The 22,608-nt window shown below is 75.9% G+C and carries 7 protein-coding genes; 5 read left to right on the forward strand and 2 right to left on the reverse strand.

The features are described from left to right. The first annotated feature begins 18 nt into the window (after positions 1-18). Complete coding sequence (locus ACZ6AA_RS28595) at positions 19-1,182, forward strand: acyl-CoA dehydrogenase family protein (protein WP_468456371.1); 1,164 nt, start codon at positions 19-21, stop codon at positions 1,180-1,182. A gap of 53 nt (positions 1,183-1,235) precedes the next feature. Here ACZ6AA_RS28595 and ACZ6AA_RS28600 read toward each other — a convergent pair whose 3' ends face one another. Together ACZ6AA_RS28600 and ACZ6AA_RS28605 are read right to left on the reverse strand one after the other, a co-directional pair. Further along, positions 1,236-2,495 (reverse strand): sugar ABC transporter permease, encoded by a 1,260-nt coding sequence (locus ACZ6AA_RS28600; protein ID WP_471460725.1) that lies wholly within the window; start codon positions 2,493-2,495, stop codon positions 1,236-1,238. After that, complete coding sequence (locus tag ACZ6AA_RS28605) at positions 2,488-3,696, reverse strand: MFS transporter (protein WP_471460726.1); 1,209 nt, start codon at positions 3,694-3,696, stop codon at positions 2,488-2,490. Before ACZ6AA_RS28605 ends, ACZ6AA_RS28600 begins: the two co-directional genes overlap by 8 nt. A gap of 402 nt (positions 3,697-4,098) precedes the next feature. Between ACZ6AA_RS28605 and ACZ6AA_RS28610 the strand changes: the two genes are divergently transcribed. The 4 genes from ACZ6AA_RS28610 to ACZ6AA_RS28625 all read left to right on the forward strand — a co-directional run bounded on the left by ACZ6AA_RS28610 (position 4,099) and on the right by ACZ6AA_RS28625 (position 22,599). Continuing rightward, positions 4,099-5,007: a hypothetical protein gene (locus ACZ6AA_RS28610; RefSeq protein ID WP_471460727.1), complete on the forward strand. Its 909-nt coding sequence runs from the start codon at positions 4,099-4,101 to the stop codon at positions 5,005-5,007. A gap of 321 nt (positions 5,008-5,328) precedes the next feature. Continuing rightward, positions 5,329-6,063, forward strand: a complete 735-nt coding sequence (locus ACZ6AA_RS28615) for a sigma-70 family RNA polymerase sigma factor (RefSeq protein ID WP_471460728.1) — start codon at positions 5,329-5,331, stop codon at positions 6,061-6,063. A 1,052-nt stretch (positions 6,064-7,115) separates the two neighbouring features. After that, positions 7,116-8,288, forward strand: a complete 1,173-nt coding sequence (locus ACZ6AA_RS28620) for a cytochrome P450 (protein ID WP_468483859.1) — start codon at positions 7,116-7,118, stop codon at positions 8,286-8,288. 85 nt (positions 8,289-8,373) lie between these two features. After that, positions 8,374-22,599, forward strand: a complete 14,226-nt coding sequence (locus ACZ6AA_RS28625) for a type I polyketide synthase (protein WP_471460729.1) — start codon at positions 8,374-8,376, stop codon at positions 22,597-22,599. The last annotated feature ends 9 nt before the right edge of the window (positions 22,600-22,608 follow it).

Consider the following 22,608-nt stretch of genomic DNA (forward strand, 5'->3'; position numbering starts at 1 on the left):
GACTCGTCCGGGGACGGGGTGGGTGCCGTGCCCCCGGGCGACGGCGTCGCGTCCTTGTCCGAGCGCGTCGCCGCCTTCGTACGCGAACACGTCATCCCGTACGAGGACACCCTGGACGCGGGCGGACCACCGGCCGACGCCGCGCTGCGGTCCCTGCGGGAGCGGGCCCGGCGGGCCGGGCTGTGGGCGCTGCCCCTGCCCGCCGAGCTGGGCGGGCAGGGGCTCGGCCTGGCCCGGTACGCGACGTTCGCCGAGGCCGAGGGCGCCAGCGACCACGGGCCCGCCGCGCTCGGCTCCGCGCCGCTCCTCGATGTGGCGATGCTGCGTCGCCACGGCACCGCGCGGGTCCGCGAGACGTATCTCACCCGGCTCGTCTCGGGCGAACTCCGCACCTGTTACGCGATGACCGAGCCCGACGTGCCCGGCACCGACCCCTTCCTCACCGGCACCCGCGCCACCCTCCGGCCGGACGGGAGTTGGCGCCTGACCGGCCGCAAGTGGTTCACCTCCGGGGCGGCGGGCGCGGACCTCGTCACCGTGCTGGCCCGCACGGACGGCGCGCCGCCGGACCGCGACGGCCTTTCGCTGTTCCTCGTGCCCACGGCGTCGCCCGGCTTCCGTGTCGTACGCGAACTGCCCGTGCTCGGGGCGGGCGGCCAGTGGGAGATCGAGTTCGACGGCGTACGGGTGCCGGGCGACCATCTCGTCGGGGCGCGCGGCGCCGCGCTCGCCGTCGCCGGGCAGCGGCTCCAACTCGGCCGTACGCTGCGCTGTCTGCGCTGGCTCGGGCAGGCGCAGCGGGCCTTCGACCTGATGGCCGCGCGTGCCGTCGCCCGTACGGGGTCCCGTGGGCCGCTCTCCTCCCACCAGCTCGTCCAGCGCCATGTCTTCGAGTCGCTGCTCGCGCTGCGCACGGCGCGGCCGCTGGTGCACGAGGCGGTGGCACGGCTCGTCGCCGAGGAGGACGCGCACGTCGAGGTGGGGCTCGCCAAGGTCGCGGCGGCGCGCACGCTGCAGCAGGTCGTGGACGCGGCCGTCCAGGTGCACGGCGCGGCCGGGCTCGGGCCCGACACGGCGCTGCCCGCGCTCCTGCGCACGGGGCGCGCGGCGCGGATCCTCGACGGGCCGGACGAGTTGCACATCACGTCGGTGGCTCGGCGGGTGTTGCGCGGGTACGCGTAGCGGTTGCCCGTGGCCGGGGGCCTTTGCGGACTGCGCGGCCCCCGGCCGGGGCCTCACGCCTCGCGCGGATCCACCAGACCCGTCAGCGCGGCGAGGCCGAGGGCCAGGAAGAAGTCGCCCCAGATCAGCTCGTGTTGGACGGCGGTGCCGGTGGCTGCGTCGTGGCAGCCGTGGAGGAGCATGCCGGGTGGGGGGAGGGGAGCGATGGAGGCGCTGGGGGCGGGGGTGGCGAGGGCTTTTCCGGGGCCGGGGTTGGTGCCGGGGTCGGGGTTGGCGCCAGTGCCAGTGCCAGTGCCAGAGTCGGCGCTGGAGTTGGTGCCGGTCGTGCCGCTGGTGTCTGTGCCGCTCAGGTGCGCGGTGGCCAGGCGGTGCAGGACGGCCTCCGCTCGGCGGGCGCAGGCCTCATGGCCGGGCAGGGTCGCGAGCTTGAGGAGGGCGACGGCGGTGATGGCGGCGGCGGAGGTGTCGGGCGGGCCGTCGGGGCGGGACTCGTCGGCGGGTGGGACGAGGGGGCCCGGCGGGGGTGAGGCCGACCCCGCCTCGTCCGCGGTGGGCTCGGGCACCGGTGCCCCCAGCCACGCGGCCGTCGCACGCAGGTGGCCTGGGCGCGCCATGGCGCCGCCGGGCCGCGTCAGGGCGTCCGCCACGGCGAGCAGGAGCCAGGCTCGCCCGCGGCTCCAGCCGGGGGCCGGTTCGGCGAGGGGGCGCCAGCCGGTGGCGGGGTCGTGACGCCAGGCGGGGGTGAGATGCCCCTCGTCCCCGACGCACAGCTCCAGGTGCCGGTGCAGGTGTGCGGCCGCCGCCTCCCTGCCCCGTGGCCCCGCCGAGGCCAGGAGGGGGCCCAGCCCCGGTGCGCCGTCCGCGCGGGCGAGGAGGCGGGGGCCGCCGAAGGCCGAGCCCCAGGGGACCAGGCCGAGTTCGGGATCGAAGGCGGTGAGGCAGGCGTGGGCGGCGCGGGCGCGGAGGGCGTCGGCTGGCTCCGAGTCGGTGGCGAGAGCGGTGCCGTACCAGAGGATCAGGCCGCGCGTCGCGGTGTCGGCGTCGGCCCAGTCGGCGAGGCGCGCCGTGCAGTCCTCGGCGGCGGTGCGGTCGGCCGGGGCGCCCGTGTACCGCGCCCGCAGCCAGAGCAGTCCGGCCCAGAAGCCGCCCGTCCAGGAGCCCCGGCGGGTCGTCGTCCACGTACCGGTGCCGGGGTCGGCGGACAGCGGGAAGCGGGGGCCGACCTCGGCGAGGGTCACGGCGACCCGGCCGAGGACGGCCTCAAGGGCACCCCCGGCCCACCCGCCCGTGGTCCCGCCAGGCCCTTCACGCATCCCGATCCCCCGTCACCCGGATCCCACCCTGCTCGCCCCGCACGACAGCCAGTCCCTCCCGCTCACCCGCACTCCGACCAGCGCCACCGACCCCGCGCCCCCGTTCCCGTACCGCCCACGTCAGTGCCACCGCGCCCGCCGCCGCGAACTCCGTCGTCACCAGGGTCCAGCCCCAGCCGTAGTGGTCGGCGGAGGCCAGGAGGCCGAAGAGGGGTGGGCCGAGGGCGAAGCCCGCGAAGAAGCCCGCCGAGACCAGGGCGGAGTCCTGGCCCGCGCGGCCCGGTGCCGCGCGCTGCATGACCAGGACCATCGACACCGCGTTGGCCGACACCGCGAACACCCCCACCGCCACCGCGCCCGGCCACACCAGCGCGCCCAGCGCCGCCGCCCCGGCCAGGAGCAGCGCCGCGCCGACCGCCCCCGCCGCGAGCAGGCCCGGCAGCCACTCCGCACGGCCGGGCGTCGCCGCCTTGGACCAGGCCACACGGCCCACGACCCCGGACACCCCGAGCACCGCCACCAGCGCCCCGGCCGCTCCCGGGCCCAGGTCGAGGCGGTGCGCCCCGTACAGCGCCAGGTATGTGTTGACGGACGCGATGCCGCAGCCGAGCAGGAGCGAGAAGCCCGCCAGCCAGGCGATGGTGCCGCGCGGCACCAGGGAGGCCGGTGGCCCGCCGGTCCGGGCGGGCGCGTCCGGCGGCAGCGTCCGCAGCGCCCACACCGCCGTCACCACCGCCGCCCCCGCCGCCGTCCACACCGCGCCCCGCCAGCCGAGCCACCCGGCCAGCGCCGCGAGCGGCAGGCCCGCCGCGAACGCGCCCAGTTGGACGCCCGACTGCTTCATGCCGGTCACCGCGCCCCGGCGCGCCGGTTCCACCGCCGCCAGGATCGCCTTGTTCGTCGCCGGGTTCGCGAGCGCCTGCGGCAGCCCGCCGAGGGCCACCGCCGCCAGCAGGAAAGCCGCCCCGGGCGCCGCGCCGATCAGCGCCAGCGCCAGCGCCGAAAGCAGGAGCAGCGCCGCCAGTGCCCTGCGCGGGCCCACGCGGTCCACGATCCGGCCGCCCGCGGGCGAGAGTACGGCCGCGGTTCCGAAGCCGATCGTCGTGGTCAGGCCAAGGACCGTGGGCGAGATGTCCAACTCGTCCACCAGGCGCGGGCCGAGCGCTCCCAGCAGGAAGAGCTGGAGCATGGAGAAGGCCATCGCGCAGGTGAGGAGGGCGGTGGGGAGGGGGCGCGTTGTTGGGGGCGGGGAAGGGGGTCGCACCGGGTGGTGGGGGTCGGGGGCCTTCGGCTGTGGCGCGGGGTGCAGCCCCGGCTCCGCGCCGCGCCCCGCGTGCTCCGGCCCGCTCCCCGCCCGCTCCGTCCCCACTCAGCCGCCCCCAGGAAGTCTCGTACAGCCGGACAAATCCACCGAGTTCGCGTCGTGACCCGACGCGCCTCCGCAGGAGTCGGATCCGTTCCCTCCGGGGTTCCCGGGCATCTTCGTGACCCCGGCCACACCCCGGCCGGAACCCAGGCGCCGCCCGGCCTCCCCACGTCTCCCGACGGAACATTCCGGACCCGCCCGTTGCCGCCGCGAGGCGGATGCAAGGATGAGGCCGCCATGACTGGGGGCCGAAGCTGTCGCGCGGTACGGGCTGCGGTGTTCGCGGCCTCCTGTGTGCTGCTCGCGGCCACGGGCCACGCCCTGATGTCGTCGGCGCCGCTGCCCTGGTGGGCGCTGCCCGGCGCGGGCGGCGTGACGTTCGCGGGCGCCTGGCTCGTCGCCGGGCGCGAGCGCGGCGTCCTCGCCGTCACCTCCGCGTCCGTCGTGGCCCAGGCCGCGCTGCACACCTGGTTCTCGCTGGCGCAGGCCATGGCCCAGTCCCCGGCGGGCGGCGGCGCGTCCGTCGCCCAGCAGTGGGCGCGTCATCTGCTGTGCGGGACGGGCGGTACGGGGATGCTGCCGGAGGCGGACGCGGTACGCGCCGTCACCGACGCGGGCCTCGCCAACCGGCTGCACGGGCCGCCGCCGGGGCACGCCCGGCACTCCATGGGCATGCAGGAGACCGTCGACGCGGGGAACGCCGGGGCGTCCGGCGCCCACGCCTCCATGGGGCACGGCATGTCCGGCACGCACGACCCGTCGGGCGGCATCTCGGGATCGGGCTCGGGCTCGGGTTCCGGCATGGCCGACATGGCTGACATGACGGGCATGCCGGGGATGTCAGGCATGCACTCCGGGCACGACATGGGCGGCATGTCCCCGTCCGGCATGCTCGCCGCCCACCTCCTGGCCGCGCTCCTGTGCGGACTGTGGCTCGCGTACGGCGAGCGCGCCGCGTTCCGCGTCGGCCGCGCCGTCGCGGGCTGGATCGTCGCCCCGCTGCGGCTCGCCCTGCGCCTGCCGCAACCCCCGCACCGGCCGCGACTGCGCCCGCGCCGCGACTTCGGCGCCCGGCGCGCGCGGCGGCTGCTGCTCGTCCACGCCATCACGTCCAGGGGTCCGCCCCTCGGGATCGCTGTCGTCTGACAGCTGGTTTCCCCCGACCCGCCACGGCACCGCACGGCGCTCGCACGGCATCCGCCCGGCACGGTACGACTTCTTCCCGCACATCAGGCTCGGCGCCCCACGGCTCCGCGCCCGTGCCGCCGTACCCGCCGACGGGCCGCGTACCGTCCGCGCGCGTCCCGCCACGTCACACCGCACCGCGGCACGTCGTGGCGCACACGCCCAGCAGGTCGGGCACCGGCCCGCGCCGCCTTCACGGCGCCGGGTCGTACGACACCTCACCGGCCCCGCCCCGCGCGCGGCCGGATCCCGAAATCCCGGACTCCTAAAGGACTTCAGGCGATGACCCCTGCCCTGACGGCACCCCCTGCCCACACCACGACACCGGCACCGGCACCGGCCCGCACATCAGCACCGGCACTGGCCGCACGGGAATCCGCACCGGCACCGGCGGCACGGAAATCCGCGCCCGCACCCGCGCCCTCCCCCTGTCCCGGCCCAGCCGCCCCCACCCGTACCCGCACCCGCCGCACCGACGCCGCCGACGAACCCGTCACGCGGCTCGCCCTCGCCGCGCGGGACGGCGACCCCGAGGCCGTCGAGCGTTTCGTACGCGCCCTGCACCGGGACGTCCTGCGCTATGTCGCGCACCTGAGCGCCGACCCGCAGGCCGCCGACGACCTCGCGCAGGACACGTTCCTGCGGGCGCTCGGCAGTCTGCACCGGTTCGAGGGCCGCTCCTCGGCGCGCACCTGGCTGCTTTCGATCGCGCGGCGCACCGTCGTCGACAGCCTGCGGCACGCGGCCGCCCGGCCGCGGCTCTCGGACCGCGACGACTGGCAGGCCGCCGCCGAGCAGGCGCAGCCGCGCGGGCTTCCCGGGTTCGACGACGGCATCGCGCTCGCCGAACTGCTCGACGGCATACCGGCCGAGCGGCGCGAGGCGTTCGTCCTCACCCAGCTCCTCCAGCAGCCCTACGCGGAGGCGGCCGCCGCCATCGGCTGCCCCGTCGGCACGGTCCGCTCCCGGGTGGCCCGGGCGCGGGCCACGCTCATCGAGGCCCTCGCCGCGGCCTGACGGAAGAACCGGACCACGGAGGAACCGCACCACTGAAGGGGGTCGCTGCCGCGCTCGCGGCGGCGGCCCCCTCCGTCTCCCGGCGCCTCCCAGCGCCTCCCAGCGTCCCGCCGTCTCCCCCGGCCCCGCAGGACCACTCGCCCCCCCCACCGCGCCGCGAACTGTTAAATGAATATGACGGAGTTCACCGCCGCACCGGTTCCCACCCGTGCCACCATGCGCGGAGCCCCCGGAAGCCGACTTCCCGGCGAACTCCAGATGTTCTTCGGCGACGTACCTGAGTACGTAACGAAGAACACCCGAAGTGCGGTCCGTTATGAATGCGTCAAAGATTTCCCGACGGCCGCTCATACGGAATTCGCGATTCGCCGAAGAGCGAGTACGAGCGGGTCGCGCGTGTCAAGTTCGGCCCGTCGGGACCCCTTCGCGCGAGGCCCGAAGGCCCCGTACCCGAGGGCCGACAGCCCAGTCCGTCCCGTTGACAGGACAGCCGTGAGCACACTGGCGGCAGCGGTCCCGCGACCTGTCGTCAACTACCCCCGTAGTCTCCAGTTTCCGGTTCACCGTTTCCCGGCCGGAGGGTATGTTCGAGCTCGGCCAGAAAGCCGGAAATCCAGGAGCGGGCGCGGCAGCAGCCCTCCTTTCCAGGTACGGAATGGAGAAGGATTCCCGGGGCCGATCCAGGCTTGTGCACAGTGAATTCGAGGTGAAGGGGGGATATGGCCGTGTCCGTGACCGCGCGACCGCGTCCTGTCCCGTCTTCCGGCTCTTCCGGTTTCTTCGGTACCGGCCGCACACCGGGGCGACCCACCACCGCCCCCGTGCCGTGTCACCCGCGACCGCTCGGCCCACCGGCCGTCCGCGGCGGGGGACCGCAAAGCCGTTGAGTACGCGTCACCGTCCCGCCCCCGCGGCGGGCCTCCGTGCGTCCGGGACAGCGCGCGGAGCGTTCTACCGACGGCCGTGACACCACGACACCGTGACACCGCGATAAACGGAGCGCCGAATTCCGGCTGCCTGACAGCCGCCAACCAGGGGGAGGAAAGACACCCATGACGCAGTGCCCCTATCACCAGCTGGGCCCGCTGCCGGACTTCTTCGAGCCGGGGGAGCCGGGCGCCGACGACGTCACGCAGATGATCACGCCGACCGGCGACAAGATGTGGCTCGTGCGCGACTACGCGCTCAGCCGTCTCGTCCTCGCGGACAAGCGGTTCAGCAGGACCGCCGCCGTGGCGCCGGGCGCGCCGACGTTCAACGACGCGCAGCCCGTGGCCGAGTCGATGATGAGCATGGACGGCGCCGAGCACGCCCGCCTGCGCAAGACCGTCATCGGCGCGTTCACCGCCCGCAAGATGGCCGCGATGGCCCCGGGCATCACCGAGGTGACGGACCGCTATCTGGACGCCCTCGAAGAGGTCGGCCCCGGCGCCGACCTCATGGAGGGCCTCGCCAACCCGCTGCCGCTCGACGTGCTGTGCCAGCTCCTCGGCATCCCGCTGGCGGACAGCGCGAAGTTCCGCGACTGGGTCGAGGTGCTCTTCGACATCTCGGCCAGCTCCCCGCAGGACAAGGGCCGCAAGCGCCTCGAACTCAGCGGCTACATGGCCGACCTGCTCGCCACCAAGCGCCGCGCGCCCGAGGACGACCTGCTCTCCTCGCTGATCCAGGCGCAGGACCGGGGCGAGCTGACCCCGGGCGAGCTGATCACCCTCGGCCTGACCCTGCTGATGGCGGGCTACGAGACGACGGTCGGCCAGATCGCCCTGTCCGCGCACGTGCTGCTCTCCGACCCGGCCGGCTACCGCGACCTGGTCGAGCACCCCGAGCGCGTGGACGCGGCGGTCGAGGAGCTGATGCGCCTCACCCCCACCACGCCCTTGAGCTTCTCGCGCGTGGCGACGGAGCCCGTGCAGCTGGGCAGCGTCCAGGTGCAGGCGGGCGACGCCCTGATGGTGTCGCTCCTGAACGGCAACCGCGACGCCAAGGTCTACCCCGAGCCCGACCTCCTTGAGCCCGAGGGCCGCGACTCGGTCCACCTCACGTTCGGCCACGGCCTGCACCGCTGCCTCGGCGCCCCGCTCGGCCGGATCCAGCTGCAGATCGTCTTCCGCCGACTGGTCGAGCGGTTCCCCGGGCTGCGCTTCGCCGACGTCCCCGAGCCGGTGGTCTGGAAGGACGGCATGGGCACCCGCGGTCTCTCCCGGCTGCTCGTCGCCTGGTAGTCGGCCCCCTCCGCCCCTCGCGCGCCGCCCGCCCCCTGGTGGCGGCTCTCCCTAGAACACCGCTTGACCTTCAGTGAGGAATGGCATGTCTGTTGACAACACCCGCAGCGATGCAGGGCTTGCCGGGGAACCCATAGCCGTCGTCGGGATGTCCTGCCGCTTCCCCGGCGCCCACGATCCCGAGGCGTACTGGCGGCTGCTCGTGACCGGGCAGGACGCCGTCACCGACATGCCCGCGGAGCGCGCGGAGCTCGGCCTCGGCATCGAGCACGGCCCGGCCGGCAAGGGTGCCTTCCTCGACGGGATCGACCGCTTCGACCCGGGCTTCTTCCACATCCCGCCGCGCGAGGCGGCGATGATGGACCCGCAGCAGCGGCTCGTGCTCGAACTGGGCTGGGAGGCCCTTGAGCAGGCCGGCGTCGTCCCCGCCGACCTCCAGGGCGGCGACACCGGCATCTTCCTCGGCGCGACCACCGGCGACTACGCCGACCTTGTGCACCGCGCCGCCGACGGCTCGCACGTCACGCACCACTCCTTCACCGGCCTCGACCGCAGCCTCATCGCCAACCGCGTCTCGTACGTGCTCGGCCTGCGCGGCCCGAGCCTGACCGTCGACGCGGGCCAGGCCTCCTCCCTGGTCGCCGTGCACATGGCCTGCCAGTCGCTGCGCAACGGCGAGTCCGAGGTCGCCCTCGCGGGCGGCGTCGAGCTGCACCTGGCGCCCGAGAAGACGGCCCTGGCCCAGAAGTTCGGCGGCCTGTCCCCCGACGGCCGGTGCTACACCTTCGACGCCCGCGCCAACGGCTACGTACGCGGCGAGGGCGGCGCCGTCGTCGTCCTGAAGACGCTGCGGCGTGCCCTCGCCGACGGCGACCGCGTGCACGCGGTGCTGCGCGGCAGCGCCGTGAACAACGACGGCGGCGGCGCGGGCCTGACCGTGCCGCACGAGGACGCCCAGCGCGACCTGCTGCGCCGCGCCCACGAGCGGGCCGGGACCGCGCCCGCCGCGGTCGGCTACGTCGAACTGCACGGCACCGGCACCCCCGTGGGCGACCCCGTCGAGGCCGCCGCGCTCGGCGCCGTGCTCGGCGCGGCCCGGCCCGCCGGGGAGCCGCTGCTCGTCGGCTCCGTGAAGACCAACATCGGGCACCTGGGCGCCGCGGCCGGTATGGCCGGGCTCCTGAAGGTCGTCCTCTCCCTCACCCACGGCCAGCTCCCGCCGAGCCTCCACTACGCCTCGCCCAACCCCCGCATCCCCCTGGCCGAGCTGAACCTGCGGGTGCAGGACACCGTGGGCGACTGGCCGGGCGGGGGCGAACGGCTCGCCGGTGTCTCGTCGTTCAGCGTCGGCGGGACCAACTGCCATGTGGTGGTGGCCTCGGCGCCCGAGGGCACGGAAGGTCCCGAGGACGCCGAGGAGGCCGCGGGCTCCCCGTCCCTGCGCGGCGACACCCTGCCCTGGCTCGTCTCCGGCCGCACCCCCGCCGCCGTGCGCGCCCAGGCCGAGCGGCTCCTCGCCCACCTGGAGGGCGGTGCCGGAAGCGCCGCGGACATCGGGCTCTCGCTCGCCACCACGCGTACCGCCTTCAAGCACCGCGCCGTCGTCCTCGGCTCCGGCCGCGAGGAGCTGACCGCCGAGCTGGCCGCGCTCGCCGAGGGCCGCCGCTCGGCCACCCGGATCAGCGGCACCGCCAAGCCGCGCGAGCGCGTCGTGTTCGTCTTCCCCGGCCAGGGCCCGCAGTGGACCGGCATGGCGGGCGACCTGCTCGACGCCTCGGACGTGTTCCGGGCCCGTATCGACGAGTGCGCCGCCGCGCTCGCGCCGCACATCGACTGGGACCTGGAGGCCGTGCTCCGCGACGCGCCCGGCGCGGCCTCGCTGGAGCGCGAGGACGTGGCCCAGCCCGCCCTGTTCGCGGTCATGGTGTCCCTCGCCGCCCTGTGGCAGTCGTTCGGCGTCGAGCCGGACGCCGTCGTCGGGCACAGCAACGGCGAGATCAGCGCCGCCGTGGTCTCCGGCGCCCTGTCCCTGGAGGACGGCGCGCGGGTGGTGGCGCTGTGGAGCAGGGCGATGCTGGCCGTCGTCGGCCAGGGCACGATGCTCTCGGTGCCGCTGCCGGTCGCCGAGGTCACGCCGCGCCTGTCCGCGTGGCGGGACCGCCTGTTCGTCTCCACCATCAACGGGCCGCGCCTGTTCACGCTGTCCGGTGACGTCGAGGCCATCGAGGCCCTGCAGGCCGAGCTGGTCGCCGAGGGCGTACAGGCCCGGCGCATCCAGATCGACCTGGCGCCGCACTGCGCGTGGATGGAGGTCCTGCGCGAGGAGATCCTCGGCCTCCTGGAGCCGATCCAGCCGCGCACGCCGACGCTGCCGATGTACTCGACCATCACAGGCGAGCGCGTGGCCGGGCCGGTGCTCGACGGCACGTACTGGATGAGCAACCTCACCGGCACCGTGGACTTCGAGCGCACCGTCCGCGAACTCGCCCCCGAGACCGACGCGTTCGTCGAGATCACCCCGCACCCGGTGCTCGGCATGGCGCTCCAGCAGATCACGGAGGACGTCGGCTCGGACGCGGCGATCGTCGGCACGCTGCGCCGCGGCGAGGACGGACAGCGCCGGTTCCTCACCTCGCTCGCGCAGCTCAACGCCAGTGGCGTGGACGTGGACTGGCGTCCGGCGTTCCCCGCGGACGCCTTGGTCGTGGAGCTGCCGACGTACGCGTTCCAGCGGCGCGGCTACTGGCTGGAGGGCCTCGCGGGCGCCGCCCCTGCCGCCGACGCGATCGGCGCCACGGCTCCCGCGGCCGACGCCGTGCCCGCCACGTCGCAGGCCCCCGCCGGGGACGAGCCGCGCACCGGCCTCGTACCGGCGACGGCACCGGCGCGGGCGGAGTACGACACCCCCGGTGCCCCGGACACGGCCGACGCAGCCGACTTCGACGACGAGTCGGGGCTGCGCGGGCTGGGCCCGGAGGAGACCCTGGAGCGGGCGCTCGACCTGGTGCGCGCCGAGGCGGCCCTGGTGCTCGGCCACGACAGCGGCGCCGACGTCGACCCCGAGGGCGCGTTCATCGACCTCGGCTTCGAGTCGGTGACGGCCGTGGAGATGCGCAACCGCCTGGTCGAGGCGACCGGTCTGAAGCTCCCGGCCACGCTGCTCTTCAACCACCCGACGCCGCGGAACCTCGCCGAGCGCATCGCCGAGGAGATCCTCGGCACGAAGACCGCGCCGAAGGCGAGCGGGCGCAGGGCGGCCGCTCGGGGCGGCGCCGCGGACGACCCGATCGTGATCGTCTCCATGGCCTGCCGCTTCCCCGGCGACGTGACATCGCCCGAGGACCTGTGGCAGCTCGTCCTCGACGGCCGCGACGCCATCTCGCCGTTCCCCGAGAACCGCGGCTGGCCGCTGGACGCCCTCTTCGACGACGACCCGGACCGCGCGGGCCGCTCCTACGCCCGCGAGGGCGGCTTCCTGCACGACGCGGACCTGTTCGACGCGGAGTTCTTCGGCATCAGCCCGCGTGAGGCCCTCGGCCTCGACCCGCAGCAGCGGCTGATCCTGGAGACGGTGTGGGAGACCGTCGAGCGAAGCGGAATTGACCCCTCCGTGCTGCGCGGCAGCGGCACCGGTGTGTACGTCGGCGCCATCAAGCAGGACTACGGCCCCCGCCTCGACGCCGCCGACGAGACCGCGAGCGGCTATCTGATCACCGGCAACTTCACCAGCGTGGTCTCCGGCCGCGCCTCGTACACCTTCGGCCTCCAGGGCCCCGCCGTCACCGTCGACACCGCGTGCTCCTCCTCGCTCGTGGCCGTGCACATGGCCGCGCAGGCGCTGCGCGACGGCGAGTGCGACCTCGCGTTCGCGGGCGGCGTCACGGTGATGTCGAGCCCCGGCCTGTTCATGGAGTTCAGCCGCCAGCGCGGCCTGTCCCCCGACGGGCGCTGCAAGGCGTTCGCCGACTCCGCCGACGGCACCGGCTGGGCCGAGGGCGCGGGCATGCTGATGCTGGAGCGGCTCTCCGACGCGCGCCGGGGCGGCCACGAGGTCCTCGCCGTCGTGCGCGGCTCCGCGCTCAACCAGGACGGCGCGAGCAACGGCATCGCCGCCCCCAACGGCCCCTCCCAGGAGCGGGTCATCCTCGACGCCCTCGCCGGGGCGGACCTGACCGTCGCCGACGTGGACGCCGTCGAGGCGCACGGCACCGGCACCAAGCTGGGCGACCCGATCGAGGCCCAGGCGCTGCTCGCCACGTACGGGCAGCGCGAAGGCGCCGTGGAGCCGCTGTACCTGGGCTCGCTGAAGTCCAACGTCGGCCACGCGCAGGCCGCGGCGGGCGTCGGCGGTCTGATCAAGATGGTGATGGCGATGCGCCACGGCGTCCTGCCGCGCACGCTGCACGTCGACACGCCCAGCAGCCACGTCGACTGGACCGCCGGTGCCGTGACGCTCCTGACCGAGGCGCGCCCCTGGCCCGAGACCGGCCGCGCCCGCCGCGCGGGCGTCTCCTCGTTCGGCATCAGCGGCACCAACGCCCACGTCATCGTGGAGCAGGCGCCCGCCGTCGAGCCCACGCCCCGCGCCGTCGAACCCGCGCCGGTCCCGGCCACGCCGTGGCTGCTGTCCGGCCGTACCGAGGACGCGCTGCGCGACCAGGCGGCCCGGCTGCGGGACTTCGTCACCGAGCACCCCGAGCGTGAACTCGCCGACATCGGCCTGTCGTTGATGTCCGCGCGCACCCTGTTCGCGCACACGGCGGCCGTCGTCGCCGAGGACCGCGACGGCTTCGTCCGCGGCCTGGCCGCGCTCGCCGCGGGCGAGTCGGCCGCCGAGGTCCTCGCGGGCCCGCCCGCCGTCCCCACGAAGGCGGTCACCGGCCGCTCCGCCAAGGGCGGGACGGCGTTCCTGTTCACCGGGCAGGGCAGCCAGCGCCTCGGCATGGGGCGGGAGCTGTACGAGAACTGCCCGGCGTTCGCCGTCGCCCTCGACACGGTGTGCGCGCACCTCGACCCGCATCTGCCGCACGCGGTGAAGGACGTGATGTTCGCCGCCGAGGGCAGCGACGAGGCCGCGCTGCTCGGCCAGACGCTGTACACGCAGGCGGCGCTGTTCACCGTCGAGGTCGCGCTGTTCCGCCTCATGGAGCACAGCGGCCTCTCCCCCGACTACCTCATCGGCCACTCCGTCGGCGAGCTGGCCGCCGCCCACGTCTCGGGCGTGCTCGGTCTCGCGGACGCCTGCGCCCTGGTCGCGGCCCGCGGCCGGCTGATGCAGGCCGCGCCGGGCGGGGGCGCGATGGTCGCCGTCGAGGCCACCGAGGAGGAGGTCCGCGAGGCCCTGCCCGCGTACGCGGGGCGCCTGGACGTCGCCGCGGTCAACGGCCCGCTCGCCGCCGTCGTGACCGGCGACGAGGACGCCGCGCTCGAACTGGCCGCCGCCTTCAAGGAGCAGGGCCGCCGCACCTCGCGCCTGAAGGTCAGCCACGCCTTCCACTCGCACCACATGGACGGCGTCCTCGACGAGTTCCGCGCGGTCGCCGCCGGTCTGACGTACGCCGCCCCGCGCATCCCCGTCGTCTCCAACCTCACCGGCGCCCTCGCCACCCCCGAGGAGCTGGCCTCGCCCGACTACTGGACGAGCCACCTGCGCGGCACCGTCCGCTTCCAGGACGGCGTGCGCGTCCTGCGCGACGCGGGCGTCACCGCGTACGTGGAACTCGGCCCGGACGCCGTGCTCGCCGCCATGGTGCGCACCTGCCTGGGCGAGGAGCAGGCGGAGGCGGCGGCGCCCGTCGCGGTCCTGCGCAAGGGCAGGGCCGAGTCCCTGACCGTCGCCGCCGCGCTCGGCCACGCCGCGCTGCGCGGCGCCGCGCCCGACACCGCGCGCCTCTTCCCCGGCGCCCTGCGCACCGACCTGCCCACGTACGCCTTCCAGCGCGAGCGCTACTGGCTCGACGCGCCCGCCGCCACGGCCGACGCCACCGGCCTCGGCATCTCCCCCGCCGACCACCCGCTGCTCGGCGGCATGACGAGCCTCGCCGAGGGCGACGGCCTGCTCCTGACCGGACGGCTCTCGCTGCGCGGCCACCCGTGGCTCGCCGACCACGTCGTCGCCGGTGCCGCGCTGCTCCCGGGCACCGCGATGGTCGAGCTCGCCGTGGCCGCGGGCGACCGCCTGGGCTGCGACCGGCTGCACGAGGTCGTCCTGGAGGAGCCGCTGATCGTGCCCGCGGACGGGGCGGTCCGCGTCCAGGTGACCGTCGGCGCGACCGACGGCGCCGGTCGGCGTCCGGTGGCCGTCTACTCCCGCCAGGAGAGCGCGGGCCAGGGCGAGCCGTGGGACGAGGGCGGCTGGACGCGGCACGCGTCGGGCGTCCTCTCGGTGGACGGCGACGCGCCGTCCACCGTCGGCGAGGTCTGGCCGCCGCAGGACGCGACGCCGATCGACGTCGACGGGGTGTACGACCGCCTGAACGATCTCGGCTACACCTACGGCCCGGCCTTCCAGGGCCTCGTCGGCGCCTGGCAGGCGGGCGAGGACCGGTACGCGGAGGTGGCGCTGCCCGCCGACCTGCACGCCGAGGCCGCCGGGTACGGCGTGCACCCGGCGCTCCTGGACGCGGCCCTGCACGCGCTGCTGCTCGCCGGGCCCGAGGGCGGCCTGAGCGACGAACTGCGGCTTCCCTTCTCCTTCGACGGCGTCACGCTGCACGCCTCGGGCGCCACGGCGCTGCGGGTGCGGCTGACCCCGGCGGGGCGTGACGGCGCCGCCCTGACCGCCGTCACGCCCGGCGGCGAGCCGGTGCTCACCGTCGGCTCGGTGGTCCTGCGGGCACTGCCCGCCGACCGGCTCGCGCAGCGGGCGGGCACGCACCACGACGGGCTCTACCGCTTCGGCTGGAAGCCGGTGCGGCAGGCTCCCGCCGCCGTGGCGGCCGACGCCGTCGCCGCGGCGGGCCGTTGGGCCGTGCTCGGCGCCGACCCGCTCGGCCTCACGGCGGCGCTGACCGCCGCCGGGGTGGCCGCCGAGGGCTACGCGGACGCCGCCGCCCTCACCTCCGTGCTCGGCGCGGGCGCCCCGGACGTGGTCGTCCTGACCCGCCCGGAGCCCGGCGCCGAAGGCACCTCCGGAGCCGTCGCCGACGCCGCGCACACCGCGGCCGCCGACGCCCTGGACACCGTCCGGCGCTGCCTGACCGACGAGCGCCTGGCCCCGAGCCGACTGCTTCTGCTCACCCAGGGCGCGGTGGCCGCGCGCGCCGACGAGGCGGTGCGGGACCTGCCCGGCGCGGCCGCGTGGGGGCTCGTGCGGACGGCACGCAGCGAACACCCGGGGCGGTTCGCCCTGTTGGACGTGGCGGGCACCGCTGCCGCCATCGACGGCGGCGAAGCCGCGGTCGAGGCCCACGCGGACGCCCAGGCCGACGCCGACGCTCACACCGACACCCAGGCCCACGCCCAGGCCCACGCCGACACCCAGGACGACGCCCCGGCCCACCCCCGCACCACGCTGCCCGCGCAGGCCGTCGCCGCCGCCCTGGCCGTCGTAGCCGAAGGAGGCGAACTCGCGCTCCGAGCAGGCGAGTTGCACGAGCCTGCCCTGGAGCACACCCCGGCCACTCCTGCCGCCTCGGCCGCTCCTGCCACCCCGACCGACAGCACCCCGGACCGGACGGCCCCCGCCCCCGCAGGCACCGCCCTCGACCCCGAGGGCACCGTCCTCATCACCGGCGGCACCGGCGCCCTCGGCCGGATCTTCGCCGAGCACCTCGTCACCCGGCACGGCGTCCGGCGCCTGCTCCTGACCAGCCGCCGCGGCCCGGCCGCCGAGGGCGTCGGTGAACTCACCGCGTTCCTGGAGGGCCTGGGCGCCGAGGTCACCGTCGCGGCCTGCGACGTGGCCGACCGCGCCGCGCTCGCGGAGCTGCTCTCCGGCGTACCCGGGGAAGCCCCGCTGACCGCCGTCGTCCACACGGCGGGCGTACTGGCCGACGCCACCCTGCAGAACCTCACGGACGCCGACCTGGACGCGGTGCTGCGGCCGAAGGCGGACGCCGCCTGGAACCTGCACGAGCTGACCGCCGACGCGCCGCTCGCGGCCTTCGTGCTGTTCTCCTCGATCGCGGGCCTCATCGGCAACGCGGGCCAGGCCAACTACGCGGCGGCCAACGTCTTCCTGGACGCCCTGGCCCGGCACCGCCGCGACCGGGGCCTGCCCGCCACCTCGCTGGCCTGGGGCCTGTGGGGCACCGACGGCATGGCGGGGACGCTGTCCGAGGGCGACCTGGCGCGCTGGCGGCGCAGCGGGCTCGCCCCGATCACGGCCGCGCGCGGCGCGGAGATCTTCGACGCGGCCCTCACGACCACCGACCCGGTGTTCCTCGCGGCCGAGCTGGACCTGGCGACGCTGCGCGACGCGGACGCCTCCCCGTCCGCGCCCGCGCTCCTGCGCGGCCTGGTGCGCACCGCGCGCCGCCGCACGGTGGCCAAGGCCGCGGCGGCCGGTGCGGACGCGTCCACGTGGGCGCGTACGACGGCGGCGCTGCCCGAGAGCGAGCGGCGGCGCGCGGTCACGGACCTGGTCCGCTCGACCGTGGCGGCCGTGCTCGGGCTCGCGGGCCCCGCGGCCGTCGCCGACGCCGTGGCGTTCAAGGACCTCGGCATGGACTCGCTGACGGCCCTGGAACTGCGCGGGCGGCTCGGTGCCGCATCCGGTGTGGCGCTCTCGACCACGCTGGTCTTCGACCACCCCTCGCCGGGCGCGCTCGTCGACCACCTCCTCGCGCAGGTCGCCGAGGCCGCCGGTGACGAGCGGCCCGAGGAGGCCGCGCAGGCGGTCCCGGCGCGCGCCTCGGCCGCGCAGGACGACCCCGTCGTCATCGTCGGCATGGCCTGCCGCTACCCGGGCGACACCCGCTCCCCCGAGGACCTGTGGAACCTGGTGGCGTCCGGCACCGACGCGATCGGCCCGTTCCCGGAGAACCGCGGCTGGGACGTGGAGGACCTGTACGACCCCGACCCGGACCGGCACGGCAAGTCCTACACGCGCCACGGCGGGTTCCTGTACGACGCCGACCAGTTCGACGCCGAGTTCTTCGGCCTGAGCACCCGTGAGAGCGTCCGGCTCGACCCGCAGCAGCGGCTGCTCCTGGAGACCAGCTGGGAGGCCGTGGAGAGCGCGGGCATCGCCCCGACGTCCCTGCACGGCACCCGCACCGGCGTGTTCAGCGGCGTGATGTACAGCGACTACACCTCGCGCCTGCACACCGCGCCGGACGACGTGGAGGCGAACCGCTTCATCGGCAACTCGCCGAGCGTGGCCTCCGGCCGCGTGTCGTACACCTTCGGTCTGCAGGGCCCGGCGGTCACCGTCGACACGGCCTGCTCGTCGTCGCTGGTGTCGCTGCACCTGGCCGCGCAGGCGCTGCGCGGCGGCGAGTGCGACCTGGCGCTCGCGGGCGGTGTCGCGATCATGTCGTCGCCCAGCACGTTCCAGGAGTTCAGCCGCCAGCGCGGCCTGTCCGTGGACGGGCGCTGCAAGTCGTTCTCGGAGTCCGCGGACGGGCTCGGCTGGAGCGAGGGCGTGGGCGTGCTGCTCCTGGAGCGGCTCTCCGACGCGCGCCGCAACGGCCACGAGGTCCTCGCGGTCGTGCGCGGCTCGGCGGTCAACCAGGACGGCGCGAGCAACGGCATCACCGCCCCGCACGGCCCCTCGCAGGAGCGGGTCATCAGGGACGCGCTGGCCTTCGCGGGCCTGGCCGCCGCCGACGTGGACGCCGTCGAGGCGCACGGCACCGGCACCAAGCTGGGCGACCCGATCGAGGCGCGGGCCGTGCTCGCCACCTACGGCCAGGGCCGCGACGCCGACAAGCCGCTGTACCTGGGCTCGCTGAAGTCCAACATCGGGCACGCGCAGGCGGCTTCGGGGGTCGGCGGCGTCATCAAGATGATCATGGCGATGCGGCACGGAGTGCTGCCCCGCACCCTGCACGTCGACCGGCCGACGACCCACGTCGACTGGACCTCGGGCGCGGTGTCGCTGCTCACCGAGGAGCGGCCGTGGCCCGAGACCGGCCGCGCCCGCCGCGCCAGCGTCTCCTCGTTCGGCGTCAGCGGTACGAACGCGCACGTCATCCTGGAGCAGCCGGTCCCGGACACCGAGGCCGCCGCGGCAGAAGGCGCGCCGGTCCCGGCGCCCGCCGTGGTGCCGTGGACGGTGTCGGCGAAGAGCCCGGCCGCGCTGCGCGCGCAGGCCGAGCGGCTGCGGGCGCACGTCGCCGGGCGGCCCGGCCTCGCGCCGGTCGACGTGGCCGCTTCGCTGGTGCGCGGCCGTGCGGCCCTGGAGCACCGGGCCGTGGTGGTCGCGGGCGGCAGGGACGAGCTCCTGGCCGGTCTTGAGTCCGTCTCCCGGGGCGAGCAGTCGCCGCTGACGGTCGTGGGCAAGGCCCGGCAGGCCGGTGACGCGGTCTTCGTCTTCCCCGGCGAGGACGCGCACTGGGCGGGCGCGGCCCGTGAGCTGATGGAGTCCGAGCCGGTCTTCGCGGACCGGATGCGGGAGTGCGGCGACGCGCTCGCCCCGTTCGTCGACTGGGACTTCGCCACCGAACTGGCGGGCAGCCCGGACCGCGTCGACATCACGCAGCCCCTGTCGTGGGCCGTGATGGTGTCCCTCGCGGAGCTGTGGCGGGCGCACGGCGTCGAGCCCGCCGCGGTCGTCGGCCACGGCCACGGCGAGCTGGCGGCCGTCGCCGTCACCGGCGGCCTGTCCCTGACGGACGCCGCCCGGGTCGTCGCGGTCCGCTCGAAGCTGATCGCCGAGCACCTCGCGGGCCGTGGCGGCGCGGTCGCCGTGGGCCTGCCGCGCGCCGCGGCCGAGGCCCGCCTCACCGGCTCCGCGGGCCGGATCGCCGTCGCGGCCGTCGACAGCCCCTCGTCCACGGTCGTCGCGGGCGAGCCCGCGGCCCTGGAGATGCTGCTCGCGGCCTGCGCGACGGAGCGGATCACGGCCCGCCGCGTCGACGCCGGGCACGCCGCGCACACGGCGGCCGCGGACGCGGCGGCGGCCGAACTGCCCGGCCTGCTCGACGGGATCACCCCGCGCTCCTCGCAGGTGCCGTTCTACTCGACGGTGGACAGCGAGGCCGTGGACACCGCGCGCCTCGACGCCGGGTACTGGGCGCGCGGGCTGCGCTCGCCGGTGGAGTTCCACCGCGCGGTCAGCAGCCTGGTGGGCCTCGGCTACCGGACGTTCGTCGAGGCCGGCGGGCACCCCGTCCTGACGTCGGCGGTCGTGGAGACCGCGCGCCGCGCGGGCGTCCGGGACGCGGCGGCCGTCGGCACGCTGCACCGCGGCGACGGCGGCCTCGCCCGGTTCGCGCTGGCGCTCGGCGAGGCGCACGCGCAGGGCGTCGCCGTGGAGTGGGGCGACCTGCTGCGCGGCGGCCGTACGGTGGCGCTGCCCACGTACGCGTACCAGCGCGAGAGCTACTGGCTGACCGCCGCGAGCAGCGCGCCCGCGCAGAACTCCACCGGGCACCCGCTGCTGAGCCAGGCCGTCGAACTGGCCGGTGACCAGGGCTGGTTGTTCACCGGCGAGATCGACCCGGAGGTGCACCACTGGCTGGCCGACCACACGTTGATGGGCCAGCCGCTGCTCCCGGGCGCGGCCGTCGCCGAGCTCGCCCTGTACGCGGGGCGCAAGTCCGGCGCCGAGCGCGTCAGCGACATCGCCCTGGAGCGGCCGCTGCTGCTGTCCGAGCCGGTGGGCCTGCAGCTGATGGTGGGCCCGGCCGACGCGGACGGCTCGCGCGCCTTCACCCTCTACTCCCGGCCCGAGGCCGCGGCGAAGGACGACTGGAAGCGGTACGCGGCCGGTGTCCTGGAGGTCGCCGAGCCCACCGCCGACCCGGAGGGTTCCGCCGCCCTGGCCCTGTGGCCGCCGCTGAACGCGGTGCCGGTGCCCATCGACGGCCTCTACTCCCAACTCGCCAAGATCGGGTACGAGTACGGGCCCTCCTTCCAGGGGCTGCGCGCCGTCTGGCGCCGGGGCGCCGACGTCTACGCCGAGGTGGAGCTGCCCGCGGAGGCGCACACGCACGGCCGCGGCTTCCAACTGCACCCGGCCGCGCTCGACTCCGCGCTGCAGACCCTGGTCAGCGGCACGAGCGGCGAGGGCACCCGGCTCGTGGTGCCGTTCGCCTGGAGCGGCCTGACCCTCTACACGCCCGGCGCGACCGCGCTGCGCGTCCGTATCCGGCAACACGAAAGGGACTCCTGCTCCGTGCACATCGCCGACGAAACCGGTACGCCGGTTCTCGACGCCGAGACCCTCGCGGTGCGCGAGCTTCCGGCGGAGACGCTCGCTTCGGCCGCTTCGGCCGCATCGGCCGACGGGGCGGCGCTGTTCGCCCTGGACTGGGCCGAGCCGCAGACGCCGGGGGCGACCCCGGAGGGCACCTGGGCGGTCGTGGGTCACGACCGCTCCCACCTGACGGGCGTGGTCCGGGCCGCGGGGGTGTCGGTGGACGCCTACCCCGACCTGGCCGGACTGCGCCGGGCGCTCGACGACGGGGCAGCGGTGCCGACCGTCGTCGTCGCCACCGGACTTGGCGGATCCGCCGCACCCAGCGGATCCCCCATCAGCGAGCCCGCCACCACCGGGCCCGCCACGGCCGGTGGGTCCACCGAACCCGGTGGACCCACCGAGGGGCCTGCCGCCGCCACCCGCGCGGCCCTCGCCCTGGCCAAGGACTGGCTCGCCGACACCCGTCTGACCGGATCCCGGCTCGCCGTGGTGACGGAGCGGGCGGTCGCGGTCGGCGCCGACGAGAGCGTCGACCTGACCGGGGCCCCGGTGTGGGGCCTGCTGCGCTCGGCGCAGACGGAGAACCCGGGCCGCTTCACCCTCATCGACACCGACGGGCGCCCCGAGTCCGCGCCCGGCGTGGTCCAGGCCGCGGCGGGCGACGACCCCCAACTGGCGCTGCGCGCCGGGCGGATGACGGTGCCGCTGCTGCACAAGCACGAGCCGCGCACCCCCGATGAGCGGGCCGGACTGGACCAGGCCGCCACCCCGGTCTTCGACGCCACGAGCCATGTCCTGATCACCGGGGGCCTCGGCACCCTGGGCCGCCTGCTCGCCCGGCACCTCGTCACGGAGCACGGCGTACGCCGACTGCTGCTGACCGGCCGCCGCGGCATGAGCACCCCGGACGCCGAGGAGTTCGTGGCCTCCCTGCGGGCCACCGGCGCCGAGGTGCGGGTCGCGGCCTGCGACACGGCCGACCGGGCCGCGCTCGCGGGGGTGCTCGGCGCGGTCCCGGCGGAGCACCCGCTGACCGGTGTGGTGCACGCGGCCGGTGTCCTCGACGACGCCGTCGTCGGCTCCCTCACCCCCGAGCGCCTGGACACGGTCCTGCGGCCCAAGGCCGTGGGCGCCGCGCTCCTTGACGAGCTGACGCGCGATCTGGACCTGACGGCGTTCGTGCTGTTCTCGTCGTTCGCGGGCACGCTCGGCACCCCGGGCCAGGCCAACTACGCGGCGGCCAACGCCTATCTGGACGGCCTCGCGCAGCGGCGCCGCGCCGAGGGGCGGCCCGCGCTGTCCGTGGCGTGGGGCCTGTGGGCGGACGAGTCCACGATGACGGGCGGCCTCGGCGAGGCCGACCTGCTGCGGCTGCAGCGCTCCGGCATCGGGACGCTGTCCGCCGAGGACGGGCTCGCCCTGTTCGACGCGGCGCTCGGCGACGGCGCTCCGGTCCTCGCGGCCTTCGTGCTCGACCCGCGCGCCCTGGACAAGGCGACCGCCCCCGCGCTCCTCAAGGGCCTGGCCCCGCACCGCGCGGCGGCCGTGGCGCCCCCGAAGGACACGGCGGCGGAGCTGCGCGAGAAGCTGGGGCGGGCGCCCGAGCGCGAGCACCGGCACATCGTGCTGCAGCTCATCCGCGCCGAGGTCGCCGCGGTCCTCGGCCAGGAGCCGGGGCAGGTCTCGGCGGGCCGGCGCTTCCAGGACCTCGGCTTCACCTCGCTGACCGCGGTGGAGCTCCGCAACCGGCTGATCGCCGCGACCGGCATCAAGCTGCCGCCGACCCTGGTCTTCGACCACCCGACCCCCGGTTCCCTCGCGCAGTGGCTGCTCGGCGCGCTCGCTCCCGAGCCCGTCGAGGAGTCCGCGGCAAGCGGCGAAGCCGGTCCGCACGACCCGCAGAACGCCTTGATCGGCACCGACTTGTCCGAGAGCGAAAGCCTCCTGGACGACATGAACACCGACGACTTGATCCGCCTGGCTCTAGGCGACAGCGAGTCCTGACACAGCCCC

The sequence above is a fragment of the Streptomyces sp. NPDC040610 genome (assembly GCF_055594065.1).

Bases quoted from the DNA above. Each gene is read 5' to 3' on its own strand.
- ACZ6AA_RS28600 (WP_471460725.1), bottom strand. From the start codon at position 2,495: ATGCGTGAAGGGCCTGGCGGGACCACGGGCGGGTGGGCCGGGGGTGCC.
- ACZ6AA_RS28605 (WP_471460726.1), bottom strand. From the start codon at position 3,696: ATGGCCTTCTCCATGCTCCAGCTCTTCCTGCTGGGAGCGCTCGGCCCG.
- ACZ6AA_RS28625 (WP_471460729.1), top strand. From the start codon at position 8,374: ATGTCTGTTGACAACACCCGCAGCGATGCAGGGCTTGCCGGGGAACCC.
- ACZ6AA_RS28615 (WP_471460728.1), top strand. From the start codon at position 5,329: ATGACCCCTGCCCTGACGGCACCCCCTGCCCACACCACGACACCGGCA.
- ACZ6AA_RS28620 (WP_468483859.1), top strand. From the start codon at position 7,116: ATGACGCAGTGCCCCTATCACCAGCTGGGCCCGCTGCCGGACTTCTTC.
- ACZ6AA_RS28610 (WP_471460727.1), top strand. From the start codon at position 4,099: ATGACTGGGGGCCGAAGCTGTCGCGCGGTACGGGCTGCGGTGTTCGCG.